General features: G+C 36.4%; 18 protein-coding genes. 9 read left to right on the forward strand and 9 right to left on the reverse strand.

The annotated features are described in order from the left end of the window. Window positions 1-11: 11 nt before the first annotated feature. From SVZ03_10315 to SVZ03_10345, 7 genes are all read right to left on the reverse strand, one after another. Window positions 12-1,442, reverse strand: a complete 1,431-nt coding sequence (locus SVZ03_10315) for an MATE family efflux transporter (GenBank protein MDY6934598.1) — start codon at window positions 1,440-1,442, stop codon at window positions 12-14. 184 nt (window positions 1,443-1,626) lie between these two features. After that, a complete protein-coding gene (gene nadC, locus SVZ03_10320) occupies window positions 1,627-2,469 on the reverse strand; it encodes a carboxylating nicotinate-nucleotide diphosphorylase (GenBank protein ID MDY6934599.1) in 843 nt (280 codons plus the stop codon). Between the two features lie 4 nt (window positions 2,470-2,473). Continuing rightward, the gene (gene uvrB, locus SVZ03_10325; protein MDY6934600.1) at window positions 2,474-4,474 is read right to left on the reverse strand and encodes an excinuclease ABC subunit UvrB; all 2,001 of its coding nucleotides are present in this window, start codon (window positions 4,472-4,474) and stop codon (window positions 2,474-2,476) included. Window positions 4,475-4,753: 279 nt separating this feature from the next. Then, the gene (locus SVZ03_10330) at window positions 4,754-5,359 is read right to left on the reverse strand and encodes a hypothetical protein (protein ID MDY6934601.1); all 606 of its coding nucleotides are present in this window, start codon (window positions 5,357-5,359) and stop codon (window positions 4,754-4,756) included. A gap of 100 nt (window positions 5,360-5,459) precedes the next feature. Continuing rightward, complete coding sequence (locus tag SVZ03_10335; protein MDY6934602.1) at window positions 5,460-6,842, reverse strand: alginate export family protein; 1,383 nt, start codon at window positions 6,840-6,842, stop codon at window positions 5,460-5,462. Next, window positions 6,839-7,297, reverse strand: a complete 459-nt coding sequence (locus SVZ03_10340; protein MDY6934603.1) for a hypothetical protein — start codon at window positions 7,295-7,297, stop codon at window positions 6,839-6,841. Before SVZ03_10340 ends, SVZ03_10335 begins: the two co-directional genes overlap by 4 nt. Then, window positions 7,294-8,055: a FecR domain-containing protein gene (locus tag SVZ03_10345; GenBank protein ID MDY6934604.1), complete on the reverse strand. Its 762-nt coding sequence runs from the start codon at window positions 8,053-8,055 to the stop codon at window positions 7,294-7,296. The genes SVZ03_10340 and SVZ03_10345 overlap by 4 nt, the downstream gene beginning before the upstream one ends. A 294-nt stretch (window positions 8,056-8,349) precedes the next feature. Here SVZ03_10345 and SVZ03_10350 point away from each other — a divergent pair, with 294 nt between their 5' ends. From SVZ03_10350 to SVZ03_10360, 3 genes are all read left to right on the forward strand, one after another. Then, complete coding sequence (locus tag SVZ03_10350; protein ID MDY6934605.1) at window positions 8,350-9,966, forward strand: hypothetical protein; 1,617 nt, start codon at window positions 8,350-8,352, stop codon at window positions 9,964-9,966. Window positions 9,967-9,969: 3 nt separating this feature from the next. Beyond that, window positions 9,970-10,839 carry a hypothetical protein gene (locus tag SVZ03_10355; protein MDY6934606.1) on the forward strand — a complete coding sequence of 290 codons (870 nt, stop codon included), beginning with the start codon at window positions 9,970-9,972 and terminating at the stop codon, window positions 10,837-10,839. Window positions 10,840-11,385: 546 nt separating this feature from the next. Continuing rightward, entirely contained in the window at window positions 11,386-12,174 is a 789-nt protein-coding gene (locus SVZ03_10360) for a response regulator (GenBank protein MDY6934607.1), read from the forward strand. Window positions 12,175-12,316: 142 nt separating this feature from the next. Here the strand turns inward: SVZ03_10360 and dctP are convergent, their stop codons facing one another. Together dctP and SVZ03_10370 are read right to left on the reverse strand one after the other, a co-directional pair. Further along, window positions 12,317-13,345, reverse strand: a complete 1,029-nt coding sequence (dctP, locus tag SVZ03_10365; GenBank protein MDY6934608.1) for a TRAP transporter substrate-binding protein DctP — start codon at window positions 13,343-13,345, stop codon at window positions 12,317-12,319. A 282-nt stretch (window positions 13,346-13,627) separates the two neighbouring features. Beyond that, complete coding sequence (locus SVZ03_10370) at window positions 13,628-13,870, reverse strand: glutaredoxin (protein MDY6934609.1); 243 nt, start codon at window positions 13,868-13,870, stop codon at window positions 13,628-13,630. Window positions 13,871-14,193: 323 nt separating this feature from the next. Here SVZ03_10370 and SVZ03_10375 point away from each other — a divergent pair, with 323 nt between their 5' ends. From SVZ03_10375 to SVZ03_10400, 6 genes are all read left to right on the forward strand, one after another. After that, window positions 14,194-15,117, forward strand: coding sequence for a LysM peptidoglycan-binding domain-containing M23 family metallopeptidase (locus tag SVZ03_10375; GenBank protein MDY6934610.1), 924 nt, complete (start codon window positions 14,194-14,196; stop codon window positions 15,115-15,117). Window positions 15,118-15,663: 546 nt separating this feature from the next. After that, window positions 15,664-16,155 (forward strand): hypothetical protein, encoded by a 492-nt coding sequence (locus SVZ03_10380; GenBank protein MDY6934611.1) that lies wholly within the window; start codon window positions 15,664-15,666, stop codon window positions 16,153-16,155. Continuing rightward, complete coding sequence (locus SVZ03_10385) at window positions 16,148-17,218, forward strand: hypothetical protein (protein MDY6934612.1); 1,071 nt, start codon at window positions 16,148-16,150, stop codon at window positions 17,216-17,218. Before SVZ03_10380 ends, SVZ03_10385 begins: the two co-directional genes overlap by 8 nt. A 393-nt stretch (window positions 17,219-17,611) precedes the next feature. Next, the gene (locus tag SVZ03_10390) at window positions 17,612-18,415 is read left to right on the forward strand and encodes a hypothetical protein (protein MDY6934613.1); all 804 of its coding nucleotides are present in this window, start codon (window positions 17,612-17,614) and stop codon (window positions 18,413-18,415) included. A gap of 668 nt (window positions 18,416-19,083) precedes the next feature. Further along, on the forward strand, window positions 19,084-20,454 hold the full coding sequence (locus SVZ03_10395; protein ID MDY6934614.1) for a hypothetical protein: 1,371 nt from the start codon (window positions 19,084-19,086) through the stop codon (window positions 20,452-20,454). Window positions 20,455-20,471: 17 nt separating this feature from the next. After that, a partial coding sequence (locus SVZ03_10400; GenBank protein MDY6934615.1) for a chitobiase/beta-hexosaminidase C-terminal domain-containing protein occupies window positions 20,472-23,420 on the forward strand: 2,949 nt, incomplete at its 3' end.

The following is a 23,420-nucleotide window of genomic DNA, read 5'->3' on the forward strand; positions in this document are numbered from 1 at the left end:
ATATGAAAATTTTAATTTTCAGGTAATATCTCTTGAGAGGTAATCAGATTTTCTTCAATAACTCGCATGGATTTCCACTTGCCTCCTAAAAAGCGAAACATAAATGCAAATCCTAGGATTATCGCATAGAGCGACGCAATTGTCCATGCAGCATAAATACCTGCATCAAAGTATGTCATAGCGATGTAGCTTGGGATAATCAACACTGTTGAGGAGATGATAACAATCATATACATAACAAAACGCGTGTCGCCCGCTCCCTTAATCGCGGAAGCAAAGATGATATTCAGCGTATCAAATATAGAAAAGATTGCCAGAAAGCGAAGTAGGATCAGTGTAATCTTTCTAATGGGCTCAAATCTATTGGGATCTGCCTGTGAGGCAAAGGGGGAAATGAATATCTCTGGCACAATAACATAAGCCAAGGCTATGCAAAGCATATATAAGAATGTGAAGTGCAGTCCTGAATAGGCGCTGCGTTCAGCAAGGAGCGGATTCTTCTTGCCTAGGTATTGTCCCACAAGGATTGAGACTGTTATGCCAAAGCCCAGCATCGGCATAAAGGCTAAGGTGTTGATGTTGAAGGCAATGTTTGTAGCAGCGAGAGGGGTGGTTCCTAGGCGTCCAATTAGAAGGATAAAAGCGGAAAATCCGGCAATGTCCAGAAAAAATTGAATACCATTAGGAAGGCCGAAATGTATCAATCGCCTAAATAAAATTTTGTTAAACATCCATCCCTTAAGTGTATGGTATCGCATGTTATGCGATTTCCTGCAGAGTAGAATGATGTATGATAAAAAACTGAAACATGAGGAGAGTACTGTTGCAATGGCAGCCCCCTTTACGCCTAGTTCGGGAAAAAATAGTTTTCCAAATATGAGGCAATAGTTTAGACAAATATTGATGCATGTGGCAATGATATTTATCCACATTATTATCCAAGTTTTCCCGCGCCCGGAGAAAAAGCCTGCCATAACAGATGATGCAATGAGAGGGGTTGCTCCAAGACAGAGTACCTGAAAGTAGATTATCTCAAGTCGCTGTACCTCCTGTTGATGTCCGATAAGGTTAAAGAATGTGCCTGCAAAGGGGATCAGGAGCAGATGTATTATCCCTCCAATAATAGCAATGTAGAGACCCTGCCAGATAATCGGGCCAATTTTGTCATATATCGTTGCTCCATAGTATTGTGCAACGAATGTGTTGACATATGATGCTGTTCCCATAAACAAGCTTATGATCGTAAAATTTAGAATACCCGCAGGCATTGCCGCAGCTATTGCTTCCGGGGAATACCATGTAAGGAACATCCTGTCCACGAAATGCTGAATAGACCACATGCTAGTTGTTAGGATTAGGGGAATGGCCATTGTCAATAGTTCGCGATATCCTCCTTCGCATTCCCAGCGTCTTTTTATGTTTTTTAATGTATTCTCAAACAATAATATCAGCCCCTCCTCTGATAAATATGATATTAGAAAGATATTGCATTATGACTGGTTTATAGATATATCAATTGATGTGAAGAAGGGTTGAAAAAGGCCATATTGGGCATCTTAGGTTAATGGAATGGTTTGATAACTTTCACTTGATAGAATTATTAAAACAATATATCAATTCTAAATGTCATAGAAATTTCATTGAATAGTCCATTGACCTGACAGAGTGAGTCAGCGCACCCATAGAGATATAATCAATCTTAAGATTCCTAATCTTCCTAATCTTCACTTCATCAATATTCCCTGAGATTTCAATTTTGGACCTTCCATCTATTAACTCAATAGATCTTTGCATCAGCTCAGGATTCATATTGTCAAGCATAATAACATCCACGCCTGATTCAACCGCTTCCTCCACCTCCATGAGGGTTTTACTCTCCACTTCAATTTTATATTTATTACCATGAGCAGCCCTGACCCGATTTACAGCCTCCTGTATGCTGCCAGCCGCCTTAATATGATTGTCCTTTATCATGACCATATCATAGAGGCCTAATCTGTGGTTATGCCCGCCTCCCATTTTAACGGAATACTTATCCAGCAATCTAAAGCCTGGAAGTGTCTTCCGCGTGTCAAAAAGTTTTACGTCGGTTCCCTCTAAGGTCTTGCAGACACGATGCACTTTAGTGGCAATCCCAGACATCCTTCCAATAAAATTCAATGCCAATCGTTCTCCCATGAGTATGCTTTTGGTATTGCCATCAATTTCTATTGCCATTTCATCTTTAGATATCAGCGAACCATCCTTTATTTGAATTGATATCTTCAGGTTAGGATCTATTTCATTATATACGCAATTCACTACCTCTCCGCCACAGAAGATGCTATCCTCTTTTGCATATATTATTGCTGTAGAGATATCCCTTCTCTGAAAAATGGCGCAAGAGGTGATATCCCCATTCCCAATATCCTCCTTTAACGCTAAAATAATTAGAGGTTTAATTTCTTTATATAGCTGATCTATATTCAAGTGTTTAGCTCCTGGCTAGAAGTTTTATCTTTTTATCTGTCTCAATCATCTGATCCCTTAGCACTGAAGCTTTTTCAAATTCAAGTTCCTCAGCAGCCCTTAGCATCTCTTTCTTGAGATTTTCACTCAGCTTTTTAAGTGAAGATACGCTGTTGCTTCTAAATTGATTCCTATATTTTGCCACATAGTCTATGTATTTATCGTCGCTCTTATATTCCCTGTTGATAATATCCACAATACTCTTGGTAATGGATCTTGGTGTAATATTGTGGTCGATATTGTATTTATGCTGAATCATCCTTCTCCTATTTGTCTCCATTATTGTTTTTTTCATGGATTCAGTTGTTTGATCAGCATACATTATTACCAAACCGTTAATATTTCTTGCAGCCCTTCCAGCGGTCTGTATTAGTGATCTTTCAGATCTTAAAAAACCCTCCTTATCAGCGTCGAGTATAGCGACGAGTGAAACCTCCGGAATATCAAGGCCCTCCCTCAAGAGGTTAATCCCGACAAGGCAGTCAAATACTCCCCTTCTGAGATCTGTAATCAATTCTACTCTTTCAATGGTTTCAATCTCAGAATGAAGATATTCAGCCCTTATGCCAGCCTTAGTCAGATATTCCACGAGATCTTCAGCCATTTTTTTTGTTAATGTGGTTACAAGAATGCGTTCATTGTTATTAGCCCTTTTATTGATCTCCTCTATCAGATTGTCAATCTGATTCTTTGCGGTCCTAATCTCAATATTCGGATCCAGAAGCCCGGTAGGCCTTATTATCTGCTCTACAATCTGCATGCTTTCCTCTATCTCATACTCTGCAGGAGTAGCTGAAACAAAAATAATCTGATCAATCATCTCTTCAAATTCGTCAAAATATAGTGGGCGGTTATCCAGGGCTGAAGGTAGCCTAAACCCATGCTCAACTAGGCTTAATTTTCTTGATCTATCCCCATGATACATGCCCCTAATCTGGGGTATAGTAACATGTGACTCATCGATAAACATCAAATAATTGCCCTTAAAATAGTCAAGGAGGCATCCGGGACGCTCGCCAGGCTCTCTCCCTGTTATTATCCTTGAATAATTCTCAATCCCTGTGCAATATCCCATTTCGAGAAGCATCTCCATATCATAATTGGTTCTACTCTCAAGCCTTTGCGCTTCCACTAATTTCTCCTCTCTTCTCAGCTCTTCTAACCTTCCCTTCAATTCGTGCCCTATTGATTTAATAATATCATCCATTGACCTCTCATATACAACAAAATGCTTTGCAGGATAAATATATGCACTCTCGACTTCCTCCAGAATTTTGCCAGTAAGCGGTTCAATCCTTCTGATATTCTCGATCTCGTCGCCAAATAATTCAATCCTTAAGGCCTCTTGGAGATAGGCAGGGAAAACCTCGATTACGTCCCCCCTTACCCTAAAATTTCCTCTGGTAAAGGATATATCGTTTCTTTCATAGTAGATTGAGACGAGCCTTCTAAGCAGTTCGTCCCTATCCATGTTATCTCCAACATGAACAATAATCGTCATTCTCTCAAAATCCCCGGGCGTACCCAGACCATATATACATGAGACTGATGATACTACGATTACATCCTCTCTGTCCAATATGGCTGATGTTGCGCGTAAGCGTAGTCTATCTATCTCATCGTTAATAGAAGAATCCTTCTCAATGTATAGGTCCTGTGATGCGACGTAGGCCTCAGGTTGATAATAATCGTAGTAGGAGACGAAGTATTCAACCGCGTTATTCGGATAAAATTCTTTAAATTCTCTATACAGTTGCGCGGCTAATGTCTTATTGTGAGTTAGCACCAGGGTGGGTTTTTGTACCTCTTCAATAATCTTTGCCATTGTATAAGTTTTGCCAGATCCAGTTACCCCTAGTAGTGTCTGGGATTTCATTTCGGATCTGATCCCCTGAGATAGGAGTCTTATTGCTTCTCCTTGATCACCTGATGGTTTTAGGCTAGATATAATCTTAAATTTTGGCATTTGAAAAAATCGATATCATAAATAAATATGCCCATATGGTTAGTTTTGGCTGGGAGGGGTTATATTTTCGCCTTCCCTGTATCCCTATTGATAGTACTTTTCATGACCTTTGACGTTGCATTTAATGAAGTTGGGAAAAATACCATTGATAATGCGATCAAATGAAAAGGTCCTTTGGCATGAATGAAATTATGTGAATAGCTTGTTATTAAATCTTACTGCCTAATATATTGACAAGTTCTTAGATTAGCAGATAATGCATATTTTTGATCTCCGATTTCATTTCTTTATATCTGTCTGGTCGTCATTATTATATCTTTCAGAGAGTGTTTTTACCATCTTTGTAAAAAGATCATAAAATTCATTTAAATTATCCCTCTTCCTTAGTGGCCTGATTATTGGAAATTTGCCATCAATGATTTCCTGGATATATTTTGACATTACCTGTATAGGGCCTGAGATCGTATGAGTTGAGGCGATTAAAGAAAAGTATAAAATAATAATCAGAATAATAAAAAGAACTATAGCGTATATCAGAACAATATTATTTGCATTGATTATTTTTTCTAACTTAACAATATTGCTATCCATTTCAGTGATGCTGGTCTTATGATCATTAGTTATTTTATTGTAGGCTGGATCCTTTTTAAATTCCTTTTTATTGTTAAATGAATAAAGTAATATGGACTTTACAATATTATCCTGAGTAATAATGATTTCCTTCTGTTTCTCCACAACCTTGATAAGTTTTTGATTGTTGAATAGAAAATTAGTTCCAATTATTGTAATTATTAATCCTATGATTGTAAAAACAATACCGATAATTGAAAAAGTAAGCTTTAACTGAAACTGTTTATCGATTATTTTCTGCTTTCTTCTTTTCATTATGATACCCCGTGTGAACAATAAAACTACTCTGGAAGATATTGGTTAATGTTTTTTTGTTGTAGAATAGGCACAAACTATTAAGATACGTTATACGATATTAAAAGCTGATAATCAGTCCCCCCATGAAAAAATATCTGTTCTCTTCAGATGAGGGATAAGCGTTGCCTGGGATAAAAATGGCATAATTTACATAAGCGGAAAGGTCATAAAAGATTTTCCATCTTAGCATAACATCATCACCATGCCCAATATCCCTGCTGTTCAATAAGGCCTCGCCGGAGTTGATTCCTGAATTGGAATCATTTTTATAATAATAGGAATGTTTTATGATCAGATTCATTCTTTTTAAAAATTGTCGTTTTGAGTTATAAAATGGCAATATTGAGAGACCGCATCTCATAACATGGATATTCGACAGCAGGGGCCTTAAAGCGTACCCTCCAACATATGTGCCAAAATAAATGAAGCCGTTATCCTTGCCGGACTCATTTCCTGATGGAGATTGGTAATTGATCCTGTTTTTGTCGCTAGAAGCATAGGCATAATTTAGCAACAACACAGGATTATAAGAGAGGTTTAGATAGTATTGAAGGCCAAAAACTGCAGCGAAGGCGTAAATATTTTGCTTTTCATAAAGGCCGGTTATTGGATCTGGATCGGATAGATAGCTCTTACCTCTCTCATGAATAAATTCTCCAAAATAGTAGGCATTTTGGAAAACTCCTGTAAAACCAAGGCCATAGTATTCAGAATTATATTTACTTTTTATACCTGCTGAATCTTTACCCTTATCTATTTGTGCTAGGCCAAAGAGATATACTTTCTGATTATAGATAATCTTTGATATGGTGCCGCCGGTAAAGATTCTTTTTGAGCCATCTGAGATATCCTTATCGCTAAGGTTGTAGGGATTGTTGTCCTTTTTTAAATATCCTGAATAGACCCCGATTAGTCTAAAGTCTACATATTTCGAGTTGAGATCAAATTGACAGCCATCCCCTCTGCCATTAAATATGAGGCCGGTTCCGATTATGAAGAATTTTCTTCCGATGTATAATTTAAGTGTGTTGTTTGAATTGGAGATACTCCAGTAACCAACATCGAGGTCAAAAAGATTATCGCTGTTATCGATATCAATATTCTTCTCCCTTAGTATTCCTGTGTATACATCTTTTACACGAAGATAGATGGCGCTTCTTTCCCATAACCATGACTTTACCCATAATTTCCCTATTGTTATTGATGAGAGTAACTCGTTTTTGCCGTCACCATTCCTCTCATCAATGACTATTGGCATTAACCATCCACCATAACTAAATGTGAAGGGCTTTTTCTCAGCCTTTGGTATAATCATATCCTTATCATTCAGGAAAGCTGGATAAAACATATCATCGGTTTCTTTTATATCACTACCTATTAGAGATGAGGCTAACATTAGTATTAAGTAAGGAATCGTATAAAGTGCTATTAACCTTTTCAATGCTCTACTCCTTGCCGTTCAGACACATTGGTCATTATCTCTATCAACTCGCCTCCGCTGATTATATCCCATTCACTGCAAAGATAGTCCATTATACCGTTGGCTACACATGCCTTGAATGCATACCTCTCTATCTCAAAGATCATAAACAATAGGGAATCCCTTAAATTTAGATATTTTGCAATCATCAGAGATAGAGTGCCCCTTCTTAAGGGTGTGTTTGTCTCTTTGTTAACGCTCTCGACAATTCCCTTGGCGTGCAGATATTTTATATTTTTTTCATAAGACCTGGACTTTCTGCCCATTGTCAAAATAAAAAATTTTACGGCATCCCCAAAGGTTGCCGCTTCCTTGTCCGCAACATCATTAATGAAGATGATATTATTCATATCTTGTGAGAATAGATTTATCGGCATAAATAGAACGCAGATAATAATTAAGCTATATTTCATCATTTTACCTTCTCATCCGGCCATTGGAGTGAAACACTAACGTTAGCATTGCCGCTTGTGAAAGAGCTATAGTAACCAACGTTGGATAGATGCCCAACAGCGCTCTCTGAGTTGTCTACTATCTCCTCTCCATAGAGTTCATGAAAGCCCCTCTCATCCTTGGTAATATCATTATAGAGGGATATTATAGAAGCATCTCTAACATCGCAAAGCAGATTTTCTGGCCTTGACTCGTCCGGTCTTAAACGGAAAGTATATCTACCCTTAATGGTATTATTTATCCCATATAAATTTTCTCCCTGAACAGAGCCCTCAATCACCTTTATTGTCATGCCAGTTTTTGGTCCATAGGATACGACTTCTTCAGTGCCCCTTACGCTTGAAGTTGCGACAGGGGTGGTTATCTTGAAGCTGGTTTTCAATCGTCCTATCCTCTTGATTCTGGCATTCAGGCTTCCACGCTTCAGACCTAGGTGGGTATATCTGCTCTTTGCTGTTTTAGTATTCCTGTATATTTTCATCATTGTCAGTTGTTTCACTTTTAAGGTATTATCGTCAATTTTTATAATAGCAGAGGACCTGACACCTGTGCTTATCTTTGTCCCTTCCGATAGTCTCTGCCCTTTTTTTAAGGATTTCCATTGCCTGCCTTTTTTATAGGCAACATCTCCCTTTATGGATACAACAAGGATTTTCGTAAAGGCCTTATCTGTAAAGAATAAAGTTGCAAAAAGAACTGTTATAATCAGACTCTTTTTCAATTTTTTCCTCCTTTATGTTGATTGGTATATGTATAATTTAGGCTGACGTTAAATAGTGATTGCTATTTGGGGGGATGTCAATTATTAATTTTTTTATCTCCTGATATTCTTACTCTGTATCTTTAATAGTATTCTTATAAACCACTATCTATAACCCTCTGAATAGTTTGGTATAATTTTAAGACTCCTTTTGGAAATATAATTTTGTAATTGACTCATAATTATTATTCATATACTGTTATTGCTAATCTAATGTATATCAATAATGCTGTTGAAATAGGAAAGGAGATGTTGATGCGTTTCAGGGCTTTTATCTCTATACTTGTAATTATTTTATGCGTTTTAATATACCTAGGTTCTTCATGTACAACAAACAATGAGGAGTGTACAATTGTAACCATTGATGTTGGACTAAAGGGGCATGGCAGTTTAATCTCTTCGATTTTGAACAGGGTGCTTTCTTCTATTCCGCTTTTCAATACCAAAGCATTCGCTGATCCACCTGACGATATTACAGGGATCGCTATAACCATATCTGGATCAGGAATGAACACAATTCAGACCACTATACCTGTGGAAACTGGAATCTTAACCCTTGAGGTTCCCTCAGGCTCAGCGAGGCAATTCCAGGTATTGGCAGAAACATCAAGTGAGGCCTATTACTCAGGTTCAGCGCAGCAGGATTTAGCAGGCGGAATGAATGTTACCGTTTCAATAGCAATGACTCGTTATGAGACAGAACCTGCGCCGACAACCTCTAGTGTTACGATCAGTCCCGAGTATCCCCAGGGAGCATCCACAAATATCACAGCCTATACGGTTACCATCACTGGTGCGGATATGGCTGATGTTGAGCAAAGCTATTCATCAGGGGCTATTACCCTTGAGGTGACTGCTGGAGCTTCGAGAAGCTTTTCTCTTATGGCTGATGTTGATCCCGATGATGTCGGAACTGTTAAATCATGGTCAGGAAGCGAGGTTGTAGATCTAACCGCTGGGGAATCGATCTCGTTCACAATTGACATGAGCATTTATGAGACCAAATTGGTGATACCTGATCGCCTCTACCCCCCTAATGGTCGATTAGTGCAGGTTGATGATATGGAGGGGAATGGTTGGACACCTCTTAGTGCTTTAGATATTCGTCCTTATGATGTTGAGCTTGATTCGATTGGTCGAATTTATGTCGCAGATGATGATAATACTGATAAACGTGTTATTAGGATGGACAATATTTTGCGAGATAATTCAATAAGTATAACTTGTGATCCCCCTGTAAGCGGTGCGGTTAGGGCTATTGCAATTGATAGGAATAATAATCTTGTTTATTTCTCAGATGGGAACAATCTTGCAATATCTGATCTTGATGGTAACAATACAGACGGACTTACAATAACTCTTGGAGTGGAATCCATACAGACTATTAGTGGCATGGCGGTAGATGAAAACGGTATATTATATATAGCAGGAACTACTGGTGTTATAGCTCCAAGTCCCAGAATATTCCGATATGATCCTTCGGATCAGATTGTTACTACAACATATAATAATACCTCGATTCTTAATACCCCCTGGGATGTTATCGTGAAGCCACCCTATGCCTATGTCGCTAATCTTTATGGCGCTGATGGATATAGGATTCTACAGCTTGATTTAGATACCCTAGCGTTAACCGGCAATTATGGGAATCAAGCAAGCACCTTTCCCAATACGGACCAGGGTGAGTTTTATAATCCTTATCGTTTTGTTGCTATATTAAATGAAAAGATATATATTATCGATGATATTATTAATGTCGGTAATAATTATGACAAGCTAATATCGATGGATGATATACAAGGTTCCAATTGGGAAACTCTTCCGGATACTGGCGATGGACAATCCCTGTTTAGATTCTATTCACACTGCTAACTGATGAAGATCGTCTACTATACCTCAGGACTAACCGGTTGGGGGCGGGTTGTTATTGGCATCTCCATAGGCAATGCTCTTAAGAGGAGGGGGATTGCAGATGAATATACAATTTTGAGTAACTCAAGCCCTCCATTTATTGCAGATTATTACAGACATATTGAGATTCCTCTTGAAGATGAGGAGGCCCTTTCAGAAAAAAATTGCCATACATCAATTCTCTATCGGACGATGATGGAGATTAATCCTGACGTTATGCTATTTGATCTGATCTGGTTTACTACCTATCATTTCATTCGTGAATTCCCTTGCAAGAAGATATTTCTATGCCATCAGGTGTCGGATGTTTTTTTCTCAATGCATCTGCCCGATAAGGAGCTAATATTTAATCCAGCACACTATGATCGCGTCTTGGCTATTGAACCCTTTATGAGCGCCATTAAGATGGATTCAATCAATCCAATAGTAATTAGAAACAGGGAGGAGATATTAACAAAGAGGGATGCCTTAGAAAGGCTAAATATTACAGGTGATGAGAAGGTATGCCTCTTTTCGTTTAATTCCGATACAGATGAGTTTGATAGAATTAAAGAAAAATACTCATACCTTAAAGATTATTATAAAATGATATATACTTTTGATTACACTGATGGCCTTTTCCCGGAAGTGGATTATTTCAATGCTATTGATTTTATTATATGCGGAGGGGGATACAACCAATTCTGGGAGGCAGTCTATTTTAATAAAGAAGCTGTTTTCGAAGCAGTCCCATTAGTATTTGAGAGCCATTCTCGCAGAATTAGGGAGTGTCAGGAATACTATTTTGAGGAGAATGGCGCTGATCAGCTTGTTGAAATTATAGTGAATCTATAGAAATTTGAATGTTGATTGAGCCTATTAGTTAAGTATCAATTAGCAATGCTCACTGAGAGTAATTTGCAATTTGAGTCGTAATTTATGGGGCATTCTATCATGCTGAAATATCGATAAAAGGGCACTAACGCAGATAGAATATCTCTTTTTTTCTTAGGTAACTCAATTTTATTAAATTAATATTTGCAATTATCAACACAATGAATTATATATTATTTTAAATGAAAAGAGTTCTAATCTTACCAAAGCCATTGATGACCATAATACAGGATAAAATTATTCACTTTCTTTCATCTATTATTCTAATGTTTATTTAAATACAAAAATTTAAATTATATTATTGTAGATTGATGCTGAAATATACTCAATCCACTTGAGATTGCGAATTTTTGATATTTCAGATTATAGTTAACACATCTTTATGTCCTCTATTTAAAATGGGTTATGGAGATAATGTGGTTAATTTTGAATAGCAATTTTTCTGTAAACCTATTTTGATTGAGTATAATTGCATAGCAGGAGTATAGTACATGGAGGTATATAGTCATGAATATGCCCAAGATATTGGCCATAGATGATAATGTTGAATATTTAAAAGTCATCACAACCCTATTAGAAAAATTTATACCTGACAGCATAGTCGTTACAGCTGAATCCGGATATGATGGAATTGAGATGGCGAGGAAGGAATTCCCTGATGTAATACTTTTGGATATAAAAATGCCGGGAATTAATGGTTATGAAGTCTGTAAGGGCTTGAAAGAAGATGATAATACTAAAAATATTCCAATAATTATGCTAACAGGATTAAGAACAGAAGCTAATGATCGTGTGAGGGCCCTGGATATAGGGGCAGACGCCTTTTTATCAAAACCAATTGATAAATCGGAACTGATTGCTCAGATCAATGTTATGTTGCGAATTAAAAAGGCAGAGGAGGAATTGAGCAAAGAGAGATATACCTTAGAACAGATGGTACAGGATAGAACAGAAGACCTGCATGCTGAAAGGAGCAATTTATATAATATTATTGAATCGATTGCAGACGGCATTTACATCGTAAACCGGCATTATGATATTCAATATGTTAATTCCATCCTCGAAAAAGACTTTGGACCTTATGAAGGTGTGAAATGTTATAAATACTTATATAATAGGGATGATGTATGTTCATGGTGCAAGAATCAGGATGTGCTTAATGGAGAAAATGTAAGGTGGGAGTTGCAATCATCTCACAATAACAAAAATTATGATATAATTGAGATTCCTTTAATCAATACAGGAGGATGTGTTCTAATACTTAAGGTGTTACGCGACATTACTGATCGTAGATAAGAAAAGCGGTTGGGTTCACTTTATCAGGGTTAAGTGATAATTCCTTCAATTTAGATTAATAATGTACTTAAATTGTGTGTAAATATTGTTGATTAAGCGGTTATGTAATACTCCTCTAGGCTAACTTAATTTATAAAATATATTATTTTGCTTTTTTTCTACATTCCTTTAAATGATATAAAATCTCTTCTAATATCTCTTTTGGATACTCCTTGCCAGCTAGCTTATACCAGAGAGGGATAGTCCTCTTCCTGAATACTTCGATCTCATCTGAGGTCATATCCACCTTTTTTACCCCATAATCGATCATTCCCTGTAGGCACTTTTTGTTGCTCTCACGAATGTATTCACAAAACTCCTTTTCAAATTGAATTATTGATTCGTCAAATTCCTTCTTGTATTTCAATGGTATGCTATTCCAGGTTTTTTGTGTGACAATAACTAATGCAGGGGAATATCTTATGGGGAGTGGATTTACATACTTCGTTATTGTATAAAGCTGTGCACCGACCCACCAGATGGCGGGGGAGATGGATACATTACATAATCCGGATCTCATAGATATCACAACTTCAGGCACATTAACATGAATCGGACTCGATCCGAGCGCCTTTAGCACCTCAACCTCCAGGGCTCCATACCAAGTTAAAAATTTGCTATTCCTGAAGTCCTCAGGATTTCTCATCTCATATTTCAATGAATAAATCTGGTCAAAATCTTGGTCACCCCAGAGCGCCATCTTATATCCATTTTTCTCAACAATCTTGCTGATTTTTGTCCTTAACTTTTCTCTAATATAATCTACTTCATTATAACCATTAAATAGAAAGGGAAGCTCCAGCACTGCCATCTCGGGACAGGCCATAACAGTTCCTGCGCCAGATAGACCCGCTCCATGCAGTTGTCCAATTCGCATCTTAGCTATATAATCTTCATCATCACCCATTACCCCTCCCCAGTACATGTCAATGGCAACCTCACCATTGGATCTTTCATCGATTAGTTTTAAAAATTTATCTCTAGCAAATTTAGCCCATCCAATCCCGTCAGGCGCGAGGGTTGCTACTTTCCATACATATTTGGCCTTCCTCTTTGCTGTAGCGTCTGTTTGCATAAGACCAATATGTAGTAAAATAAATAAAATTATTGGATAGTGTTTCTTTTTCATCATCTGTTGACTTCCCTTTTTTCCTGTTAATACTAGTTGATCATTATAATAAGTGTGTTATTGCAAATACTCATAATAAGATTTTTCTTGTGTATTAAATTTTATCAATTAAATATAGAAGTGAATCATAGATTAATGGAAAAAATCTAAATTACTTCATCAGGATAAATCTTCTTTGGATAAGTGCTGAAAAGCGCTTTTAACGATTAAGCTGCTTGATTTCCATCCATTAATTATGCTGAGACTTAACAAAGTGTTAGATCTTTGCCACTCACCAATATGATGTTAATCGGTTGGATAGTGTTCATCTATCCATTTGATAATATCATCAGATTCTAACATCGCTTTTCCATCTATCATTAAACAGGGGACTTGCTTCTTTCCGCTAAGTGAGATCAATTCCTCCATTATTTCTGCGCTTTCAGTAATATTCTTCCAAGGAATCTTCACACCCTTTTTTTCCAAAAAGTCGATTACTTTAATGCAATAGGGGCATCCTGGTTTGTGGTATAGGACTAACTCTGGCATATGCAACTCCTGATTAGAATTTTGGAATTAGTTTTATCGGGTTCATATCAGCTTTACTCTTGATACTATCGATATTTTATAGATTCATTTTAATAATTTAAATATATGATTCCCAATAAGTCCATAATAATTTGAATGTCCGTTAGAATATTTTTTATTTCACAATAATAAGTAACTAAAATCCAATTTTTATAATTGTCTAATTATGATAATGTAAAATGATTTCAATTTAATCTTAAATAATGTTCTGAAATATCCGATCTAATAAGAAATGGTAGATTCTTTGTATGAAATATTCAAATAGGTGTATTTAGTCTTATTCAATGAAAAAATATCATCCATATTGTGTAAAATATATTGCTGTTCATATCTTATTGCTCGCTTTCAATGCTAAGTTAAATGCTAATTATCCAAATATAGAGACACTAAAAAGCATTAGTATACAGAATGCCAAGATTAAAGCGCTAAGAAATGATGTAAGCAGATCAATTTATATAGTAAAGAGCAACAAGGATTCAAATCTTCTTCCAGAATTAAGGTTTTATAAATATAAGGTTCGTAAATATGATAGTTTTTGGAGGATATTGTCCACTACTTCTCTTAATATTGATACATTGGCTACCTGTAATGCTCTTTCATCACCCATGGATATCTACCCAGGTAAGGAGATATATATTTCCAATATGCGGGGTATTATATATAAGACAAAAAGGAATGAATCAATTGATGAAATAGCGAGAAAGTATAAAATAGATAAGAAATATATATATAATGTAAATAGGATAAACAAAGGTAATAAGAGCCATCTTTTCATTCCCTGTGCAAAAATATCAAATCTTGAGAAATCCCTCTTTATGGGTGTTGGATTTAAGTTCCCATTAAAAAGAGGAAAACGAACGTCAAATTTTGGACGTAGAAAAGATCCATTTAACAATAGAAATCAGTTTCATAGCGGAATAGATATTGCTTGTCCAATGAGGTCAAGGATATATGCAGCCAGATCAGGAAAGGTCTTTTTCATCGGTCGTAAAGGGGGGTATGGTTTGTTAGTTATAATCAAACATCCCCATAATTATTATAGTTACTATGGTCATTTAAGTAAAATCCTTGTTCAAAAGGGAAAGGATATTAAAAGGGGAAGCGTCATTGCTTTGTCTGGGAATAGCGGCAGGACAACTGGCCCTCACCTGCACTTTGAGATTAGAAAGGGTGACAAACCAATAAATCCAGGAATTCTGTTAAAATAGCTGAATAAGGTTATTCCCCAACACCAAAATATTTGATTATTTCATTTAACTTCTATACTAAACAGGGCGTGATAAGTCAACTTGCATCTTTCCGGATCAATTGGGTACAACTTCCCCTATACAAATTCTCCTGTTATGTGGGATAGGAATCAGACTTCTCAATGAGAGAATGAAAATTTGGTCTATTTTATAGCTTTGGAATGGGATCGCGTTAATATATTTGGGATTTCATCAAATAGTAATTTATCCAAATCATTTATTTTTATTAGAAGTATAAAATATTTACTAACGCTATTAGATTATGTTAAATCATACTTGATTTATGTATGCATTCTTGACATAATATCTTCTATAAATTGATGCTATCATGGATAGGGGATGCTGATCATTAGCCTGAGTGGGTTAGTACAAATAGGTGACTATATCTTATAACAATTAAAAAAATTCTATAATGATCAACTATCCTATAGAATAACACTCAATTACAAAAAAGACTGTTATTTGAATCTCTAGTCATATATACACTAATACCAATAGCTTAATATTATGAAGACACCACAAAAAAAAGAAAAAGAGAATAAGAAGATTAAGGATGATAGCCTTTGGGGCCTCCTTTCCCCCTATAAGGCAAATCATACATATTTTCGATTACTTATATGTGAAGAGGAAGATAATATTGTCCTTCAAATAACTGATAATCCTAAGAATTGGTTGAACCCGATGCAGGATAAATATCGGAGTTACAAACAATTAAAAAGGTCTGAGATTGATACTGTAAAACTTTCTACAAAGTATCTTTTACCCAGGCATCTTATTAACCAAATAGGACCAACATTAGGAATGAAGTTACCCTCTGATAAGTGTACGATAATTGATAATATTGATGAAGATGGATGTTTCAATATTGAAATCCCCCTTGAGTTTATGGCTGAAATTGTTCAAAATGTTAAGAAAATAATAAACCTCTCTCCGCAAAAGAAGTATGAATTATTGGAAAGATATTTAGCTGAAAATTCTGAGGAAAAAGAAAATGGCTGATGAGATATCACAATATGAATCATTAAATGAAAAATCAAAGTTAATTGATATAGCCCTGAAACATACTAATAATGATATGGGAAAAGCCAAACTTATGGCGTCAGGAGCCTATTTTGATGTGGAAATAATAAAGGGTAAGTTTGCCATAGAAAGAACGAGTGTTTTTGGTGTTTTTCTTGTCTTTATTAACATTATAAATGAATACATAATGAATATGAAAGCTTTACTTTTGAACACTAATATCGCTTATTCAAAAGTGAATATTTTCGATAACTGGAAAACCTATAATATCGATTTTGAGAATTTTGTTGAAAAGGAAGGGGAAAACGCAATCCAACCATACAACTTCACAAATCATATAATCGAAGCCCTGGAGGGCTATAATATCTTTAGTGATGTCGGGGAAGAAGATATTGAAAAGTTAACCGCAATAATTAGAGATGTGATCATGAAGTTTTATAAATCTGATAGGTTGAACTGTCAAATAGCTATGGAAAAATCCAGTTCGTTAGCCCTTGAGCTAGAGGGTATTCCAGTCATAGCTGCAACGCAATCGGAAAAACACGCAGAGACTGAGGATATTGAGAAAGGGGATGAGAATGTTTCTAATATTGAAAAAACCGCTGATCATGTAATTGATGGGAGGGTGATTGTTTCACCTATTAAAGGGAAGTATATCAATGATATAAAGGTTGGCGATAAGATTAAGGTTTTGTTTACCAGCGCTGATAACAAATCGCAATATATTGCTAAAAAGCTGGATGCTTTTTCAGAGGATGGGGAATTTTTGCCGGTAAACGCTAGAGTAAAAGAAAAGATACAGTTAGATAAAAGCGGATTCCTTATCTATGGATTAATCGCAAAAAACATACTCGTAAAAATCATTGAAGAGGAGAATGTAAAAATTGAAGTAGACTCCTATCAAAGCAATATCCAAAGTGAAAAAAAAGGTTATAGTAAAAAAGAGAGAGGGAAAAAGGAATCTGATAGACTAGTTTATTATATAATTTTATCGATAGGACTTATCGTTGTTTTAGCTTTTATATTATTATCAATGTTATAATCTAATTTGTAATTACCATCAACCCCCTGACAAATGCATAACGCGATTAACTGCAATCAGCATACATATTGATTTAGGATAAGGCATTTAATTTGTTGGATAGCGCCTTACTTAAATTGATTGACCTGCATATATGAAAGGACGTATGTGTCATTTAGCGTGCCTCAACCGCGCTTAGTAAACATTAAGCTTGGGAATCATTCTTGTTTAAGGAAATATCTGAAATTCTATTTTTTTGGGGAAGCATTGAAGCGATGCATCCCTGATAGGTTTAACCTCTTTTATATTAATATTTGTTAAAGAAGATAGATATTAATGTTTTACCCCTTCTCTAAAAGTATAGTAATCTCATTTATCATTTTTCTATGCATGTATGGGATATCTTTATCCCAAATGCCGGATTGGATATTGATTATTGATAGAGACAGGAATAAATTTTTTTTTGATAAAAATGGGAAGGTGCGGACGTTAGGGGAACCCGAATTTGAATATAAGTCAGTTTCAATTGAGGGCTTGGATTATTACCTAAATCACGGCATTGAGCTTATTCATAGGCATCATAAGGTTGATGGCTTGACGCTTTTGAAATCCATTATGACCCTGCCAGTAACAAATCATATGATCTATGAAGCCAAATCCCGAGCCTCTAGGGAGATAAATTATATGAAAAAGAAGGAAGGGGTTCGGTTTGAGATACTAAGTAATAGGGCTTCACTTTTGTTATGCCGAAATGATGAAATTACAACACTTACTAACGACAGGATGCTCTACTCAATAAAGTTACCCAAGGGATTCAGGATTATTAATAAAAATGTGAGAGAAAAACCAAAATATTTATATTATGGTGTTTCGTTAGGCATTAACCTAGAGGGCAGGGATATTGATAATAGCGGCTATGATTTGTTACTAGCAATCGATAGTGAAAGATTTTCCGCTCCTATCAGATCAGTAAAAAGGCTTGAAGCAAACTGGAGAAGAATTCTTGGGTCAGATACATTTATTAGAAAAATAATAGAGGTTGGCAAAGATAAAATTGTATATAGCTACAGGGATAAGGCCCATCCAAATTATGCAGGTATTGAGGGGTTTTATTATAAAAATAGATATGGTTATTTTCTGAAGATAATCTGTGCAGGGGAAACCTTTATCAAATACAGAGACAGAATTCTTATGTTAGTGAAGAGTTTTCACCTATAGAAAATGTTTTGTATAGTGGATAACGTTAAATATTCAATTTATAAGTATTTGTATGCAGGATTGATTTTTGATCCTTATCATGTCACTTATTGCTAGGAAAGTAGCGTTTATGCTTTTGCTTATTATTTTTATCTATAAACTCTTGACTTTTCTTCAATAGTTAGTTATTTGGTATGTTCAAATACTTCAATTCAATCTTATAATCTCGGCTGGAATTTTATCACATATAAATAAATTGTAAAAAAATTTCCTTTCTGTTGATAGTTCGTAGTTAATGCTATATATTATATATATAATCAGTTTATAGTGTTATAACAATGAGTCGATATCTATTATTGATATTGACTATATCCAATTATATGTGATTATGACAGAATATCTTAAGTACACTTATAACATAAGTCTTTATAAGTTTAGTTATTATAAAAACTTAAATATATGAGATTCTGTCCTACCAAAGTTAGGGGTGATCTTTTCATCCAAATATCTCAATAAATATTATATATTATATAATTTAGTAAATTTTGTATATTTAGATTAACATTTGTTTTGATGAAACGATGGGAAAACAGGGATGAATTATGGTCTAATTCTTAGACCTAGTAAAGATTAGAAAAGGGAGTTTTATTTTAACATTGAGATATTTTAAAGATTAGATGAGGTAAAAAATGAAAGTAGTGATTGTTATAATGCTATCTTTATCTTTATTCATAGCTGGTTGTGTCACAATTACTGGTGAATATACTGGCCATTATCTATCTGATAAAAGGCACGGACAGGGCACCTGCATATATGGAAATGGAGATAAATACATTGGTGAGTGGAAGGATAACAAGAAACATGGTCAGGGAATTTTGTATTATGTTGATGGCGGAAAATATGTAGGTGAATGGAAGGATGACAAGATGCATGGAGAGGGAAAATTATATTATCAGGATGGCAGAATATTCGCAGGTCATTGGGAGAATGACGAGCGACTTAGTCATGGAATTTTAATATGGGAGAATGGCGATAAATATATTGGTGATTTTATTGATGATATTAGACATGGTCATGGTACGTATATTTATAGTGAAGAGTCAAGATGGGCAGGCAATAAATATATTGGCGACTGGAAAGAAGACAGGATGCATGGATCAGGGACCTATTATTATGCTGATGGCTCAAAATATGTAGGTCAATGGGAAAATGGCGCTCAGCATGGGCAGGGCACAATGCTCTATTCAAACGGCGATAAATACGTTGGCGATTGGAATAATGATAATAGGGATGGTCATGGAACCTATTATTATGTTGATGGCAAGAAATATGTGGGTCAATGGAAAAATGATAATATGTATGGAGATGGGGCATATTATTACTTATTAAAGTCATCAGAAGAGAATATTGAGGAATTGGTTATCGCATGGGAAAAGGTGGAGAATGCCGAGAAATATATCATATCCAGGTCACCGTCATTAACCGGCAATTTTACAGAAATAGGGACAACAAATGATACAACCTATAATGATACAAGAACAGAACCTGGAAGCGTTTATTATTATAAGATTCAAGCTCTTTCTTACACAGATGAGGTTTTCAATCAATCAGCAACAATAAATAAGGATCTATACCTGAGAAGCATTATCCCTGGTTGGGGTCAATACTATTCAGGCAAAACCACAAAGAGTTACATTTTTGCTGGTGGTTTTGTGATATCAGGGGGGCTGCTGGCATGGTCTCTGTCCAATCAAAGGAGCAAGTACCAAGATTATAATGATTTACATGACGAAGCTGATAGATCTGCCTATGACAAGAAATGGGATGATTATGAAAAGGCAACTTATTTAACATGGGGAATGGTGAGCCTTTTGGGAGTCGTTTATGCCTTGAATTGGATAGATGTTTTATTTTTTAATGAGATTGAATTTGATCAGGAGAAGCAATTAATAACCAGCGCAGCTAATGATTCTAGCGCTTATTTCAGGTTTAATATATTTCAGGATGAAAAACCTATCAACGGCAACGGTGTTTTTTTTAGTATCAATGTCAATTACTGATAGGAGGTTGTGACAACATGAAAATAAAGTATTTTTTTCTAATTATTAGCATAATCACATCAGTGTCTTTAATAAGCGGGTGCAAAGAGGATAGAGATAATCCTTCAGATTATATTAATTTTGAGACCGTAGCTTCTCCAGATTTCTCGCCAGCGCCTGGAAGCTATGATCACGACATCAATGTAGAAATAACATGTGACACGACTGATGCTGAGATTTATTATACAACCGATGATTCACTTCCTACTAAGGGTTCGCCAATCTATTCATCAGGAATAAGTGTTGTCGGTCACGGCGCTACAATTAAAATCATGGCAATGGCTGCTCGTGCCATGATGAACGACAGCACTGTCATAACCGCCGAATATACAATAGACTACAACAGGGTGTCCAGGCCTGAGTTCTCACTAGAAAGCGGAACATACCACCAGGATGTAAGCGTTGAGATTAGCTGCTCTACAGAAGACTCGACAATCTACTATACTACTGACAGCAATGATCCAACTATAGAATCAAATGAATATTCAGGTCCGATCTCTGTTTCCGGTCATGGCACTGTTATGGAAATTAGAGCCATCGCAGTGAAGGACCAGATGCTGGATAGCGAGGTAGTTAGCGCTACTTATGAGATAGAATACGATACTCAGGTGATTACACCTACATTTAATCCATATAACTCTTCAGGATATAGCTCACAGAAACCTTTTGATGTAGAAATTGAATGCGCCACATCAGACGCTACGATTTATTATACTACAACAATCACAACTGATGGCAGTGAACCTGCTGATCCTGCTGATCCTACTGAAACCTCAGATGTATACACATCGCCGATTTCATTGGTTGCGGATAATACAAAAATGAAAATAAAGGCATTTGCAGTTAAGAGTCAAATGCTGGATAGTGAGATTAGAAGCGCTTTTTATGAAGTACATTACGACCAGGTATCGACACCACAGTTTGTTCCTCTGGAGGGTACATATAATGAGGATAGAGATATCGTGATAGCTTGTAGCACAGAGGATGCTAATATTTATTATACAATAGCTACTACAACAAATGGTGATGATCCAGGTGACCCAGGTGATCCTTTAGTTGTGGGAACTCCATATGCAGGATCGATTGAAGTGCATGGTCATAATAATAGAACGAGAATCAATGCTGTTGCGAAATGCGAGGGTTGTCCAGATGCTCCATTAAGTGATAGTACTATAGCAAGTGCATATTATATAATATTGGATAATGTTCGTCCTGCCGTAACATCCTTTGTCGTATCACCAGGTGATGAGCTGACAAACAATAGAAATATTACATTTACTTTAGCAGGTGACGATGATGATGCTGTAACAGGTGGAGTCGTAGGGTGGTTGATAAATGAATCACCAGCGACACCTGACCCAGATGACGTTGGATGGATGCCGGGCACACCTATCCCTTCTTCCTATGAATTATCTACTGGTGATGGAGTTAAGACAGTATTTGCATGGGCAAAGGATGAAGCTGATAATGTAAGTATTTCGACTTCCAATTCTCAATTTAGTGTAGTTTTAGATCAAACTCCGCCAACAGTAGAAATTACGTCGAGCGAAACAAGTCCGACAAGCAGTGATCCTATTCCTGTAACTATCACCTTTAGTGAAGAGGTGACAGGTTTTGTTGTAGGGGATATTTCTGTAGGGAATGGTGTTGCAAGCAACTTGTTGACTCCTCCAGCACCTGATCCTGACAATAATGTTGTATTTACTGTAGATATTGAACCGGATGGAGATGGTACGGTTACAGTCAATATATCAGATAGTGTTGCTCAGGATTTGGCTGGTAATGGGAATATTGCAGCTAGTGAATTTAGTATTCTCTATGATGGAAATCCTCCCACAGTGACGGGAGTAACACCCTTGACATTGAATGATTCAGATGTAGGTGCGGTGAATGTTACAATTACCTTCAGCGAGTCAATGGATACGTCAATAAATCCTTCACCTACAATTTCAGGATTAGCGAGAGCTTATATTATTACAGGTTCTAGTTGGGGCAATGGCAATACTGTATGGAGCGGTACTTTTATGTTTGTTGATGATGATGAAGATGCGACAGGAACGTATAACATTAGCGGTTTTACAGATGTAGCTGGCAATGTTATGTCATCTGATAGCAGCAATACAGTTAGTGTTGATACTCAAAATCCCACGGTGACAGGAATAACGCCGTCGTCTTTGAATGATTCAGATGTCGGCGTAGTGAATGTTACTATTACCTTTAGTGAGTCAATGAATACATCGATAAATGCTTCGCCAACGATTTCAGGATTAGCGAGAGCTTATATTGTTTCAGGTTCTAGTTGGGACAGTGGCAATACTCAATGGAACGGCACATTTACGTTTGTTGATGATGATGAAGAAGCGACAGGAACGTATAACATTAGCGATTTTACAGATGCCGCTGGCAATGTTATGTCATCAGATAGCAGCAATACAGTTAGTGTTGATACTATGCAACCCACAGTATCCATTAGCTCGAGTGAGTCCAGTCCCACGAACAACAATCCGTTTCCAGTGACGATAACCTTTAGTGAGGTAGTAAGCGGTTTTGCCGTTGGAGATATTTCAGTAGGCAATGGTAGCGCTGGTAATTTTAATACCTCAGATAATATAGTGTACACGGTTGATATAACCCCATCTGGAGACCCTGTAACAGTAGATATAGGTGGTGGAGTATGTGTTGATTTGGCTGGTAATAGTAATACAGCAGCAGGTCAGTTCAGTATTGCTTATGATGGGATTGCGCCTACAGTATCCATTAGCTCGAGTGAGTCCAGTCCCACGAACAGCAATCCGATTCCAGTGATGATAACCTTTAGTGAGGTAGTAAGCGGTTTTGCCGTTGGAGATATTTCAGTAGGCAATGGTAGCGCTGGTAATTTTAATACCTCAGATAATATAGTGTACACGGTTGATATAACCCCATCT

It is taken from the genome of Spirochaetota bacterium (assembly GCA_034190085.1).
In the GTDB taxonomy this organism is placed as follows: domain Bacteria; phylum Spirochaetota; class UBA4802; order UBA4802; family JAFGDQ01; genus JAXHTS01.

Coding starts and splice junctions, on each gene's coding strand:
- SVZ03_10385 (MDY6934612.1), top strand. CDS start 16,148: ATGGCTGATGAGATATCACAATATGAATCATTAAATGAAAAATCAAAG.
- SVZ03_10390 (MDY6934613.1), top strand. CDS start 17,612: ATGCCGGATTGGATATTGATTATTGATAGAGACAGGAATAAATTTTTT.
- SVZ03_10350 (MDY6934605.1), top strand. CDS start 8,350: ATGCGTTTCAGGGCTTTTATCTCTATACTTGTAATTATTTTATGCGTT.
- dctP (MDY6934608.1), bottom strand. CDS start 13,345: ATGATGAAAAAGAAACACTATCCAATAATTTTATTTATTTTACTACAT.
- SVZ03_10360 (MDY6934607.1), top strand. CDS start 11,386: ATGAATATGCCCAAGATATTGGCCATAGATGATAATGTTGAATATTTA.
- SVZ03_10380 (MDY6934611.1), top strand. CDS start 15,664: ATGAAGACACCACAAAAAAAAGAAAAAGAGAATAAGAAGATTAAGGAT.
- uvrB (MDY6934600.1), bottom strand. CDS start 4,474: ATGCCAAAATTTAAGATTATATCTAGCCTAAAACCATCAGGTGATCAA.
- SVZ03_10340 (MDY6934603.1), bottom strand. CDS start 7,297: ATGATGAAATATAGCTTAATTATTATCTGCGTTCTATTTATGCCGATA.
- SVZ03_10355 (MDY6934606.1), top strand. CDS start 9,970: ATGAAGATCGTCTACTATACCTCAGGACTAACCGGTTGGGGGCGGGTT.
- SVZ03_10395 (MDY6934614.1), top strand. CDS start 19,084: ATGAAAGTAGTGATTGTTATAATGCTATCTTTATCTTTATTCATAGCT.
- SVZ03_10370 (MDY6934609.1), bottom strand. CDS start 13,870: ATGCCAGAGTTAGTCCTATACCACAAACCAGGATGCCCCTATTGCATT.
- SVZ03_10330 (MDY6934601.1), bottom strand. CDS start 5,359: ATGAAAAGAAGAAAGCAGAAAATAATCGATAAACAGTTTCAGTTAAAG.
- SVZ03_10375 (MDY6934610.1), top strand. CDS start 14,194: ATGAAAAAATATCATCCATATTGTGTAAAATATATTGCTGTTCATATC.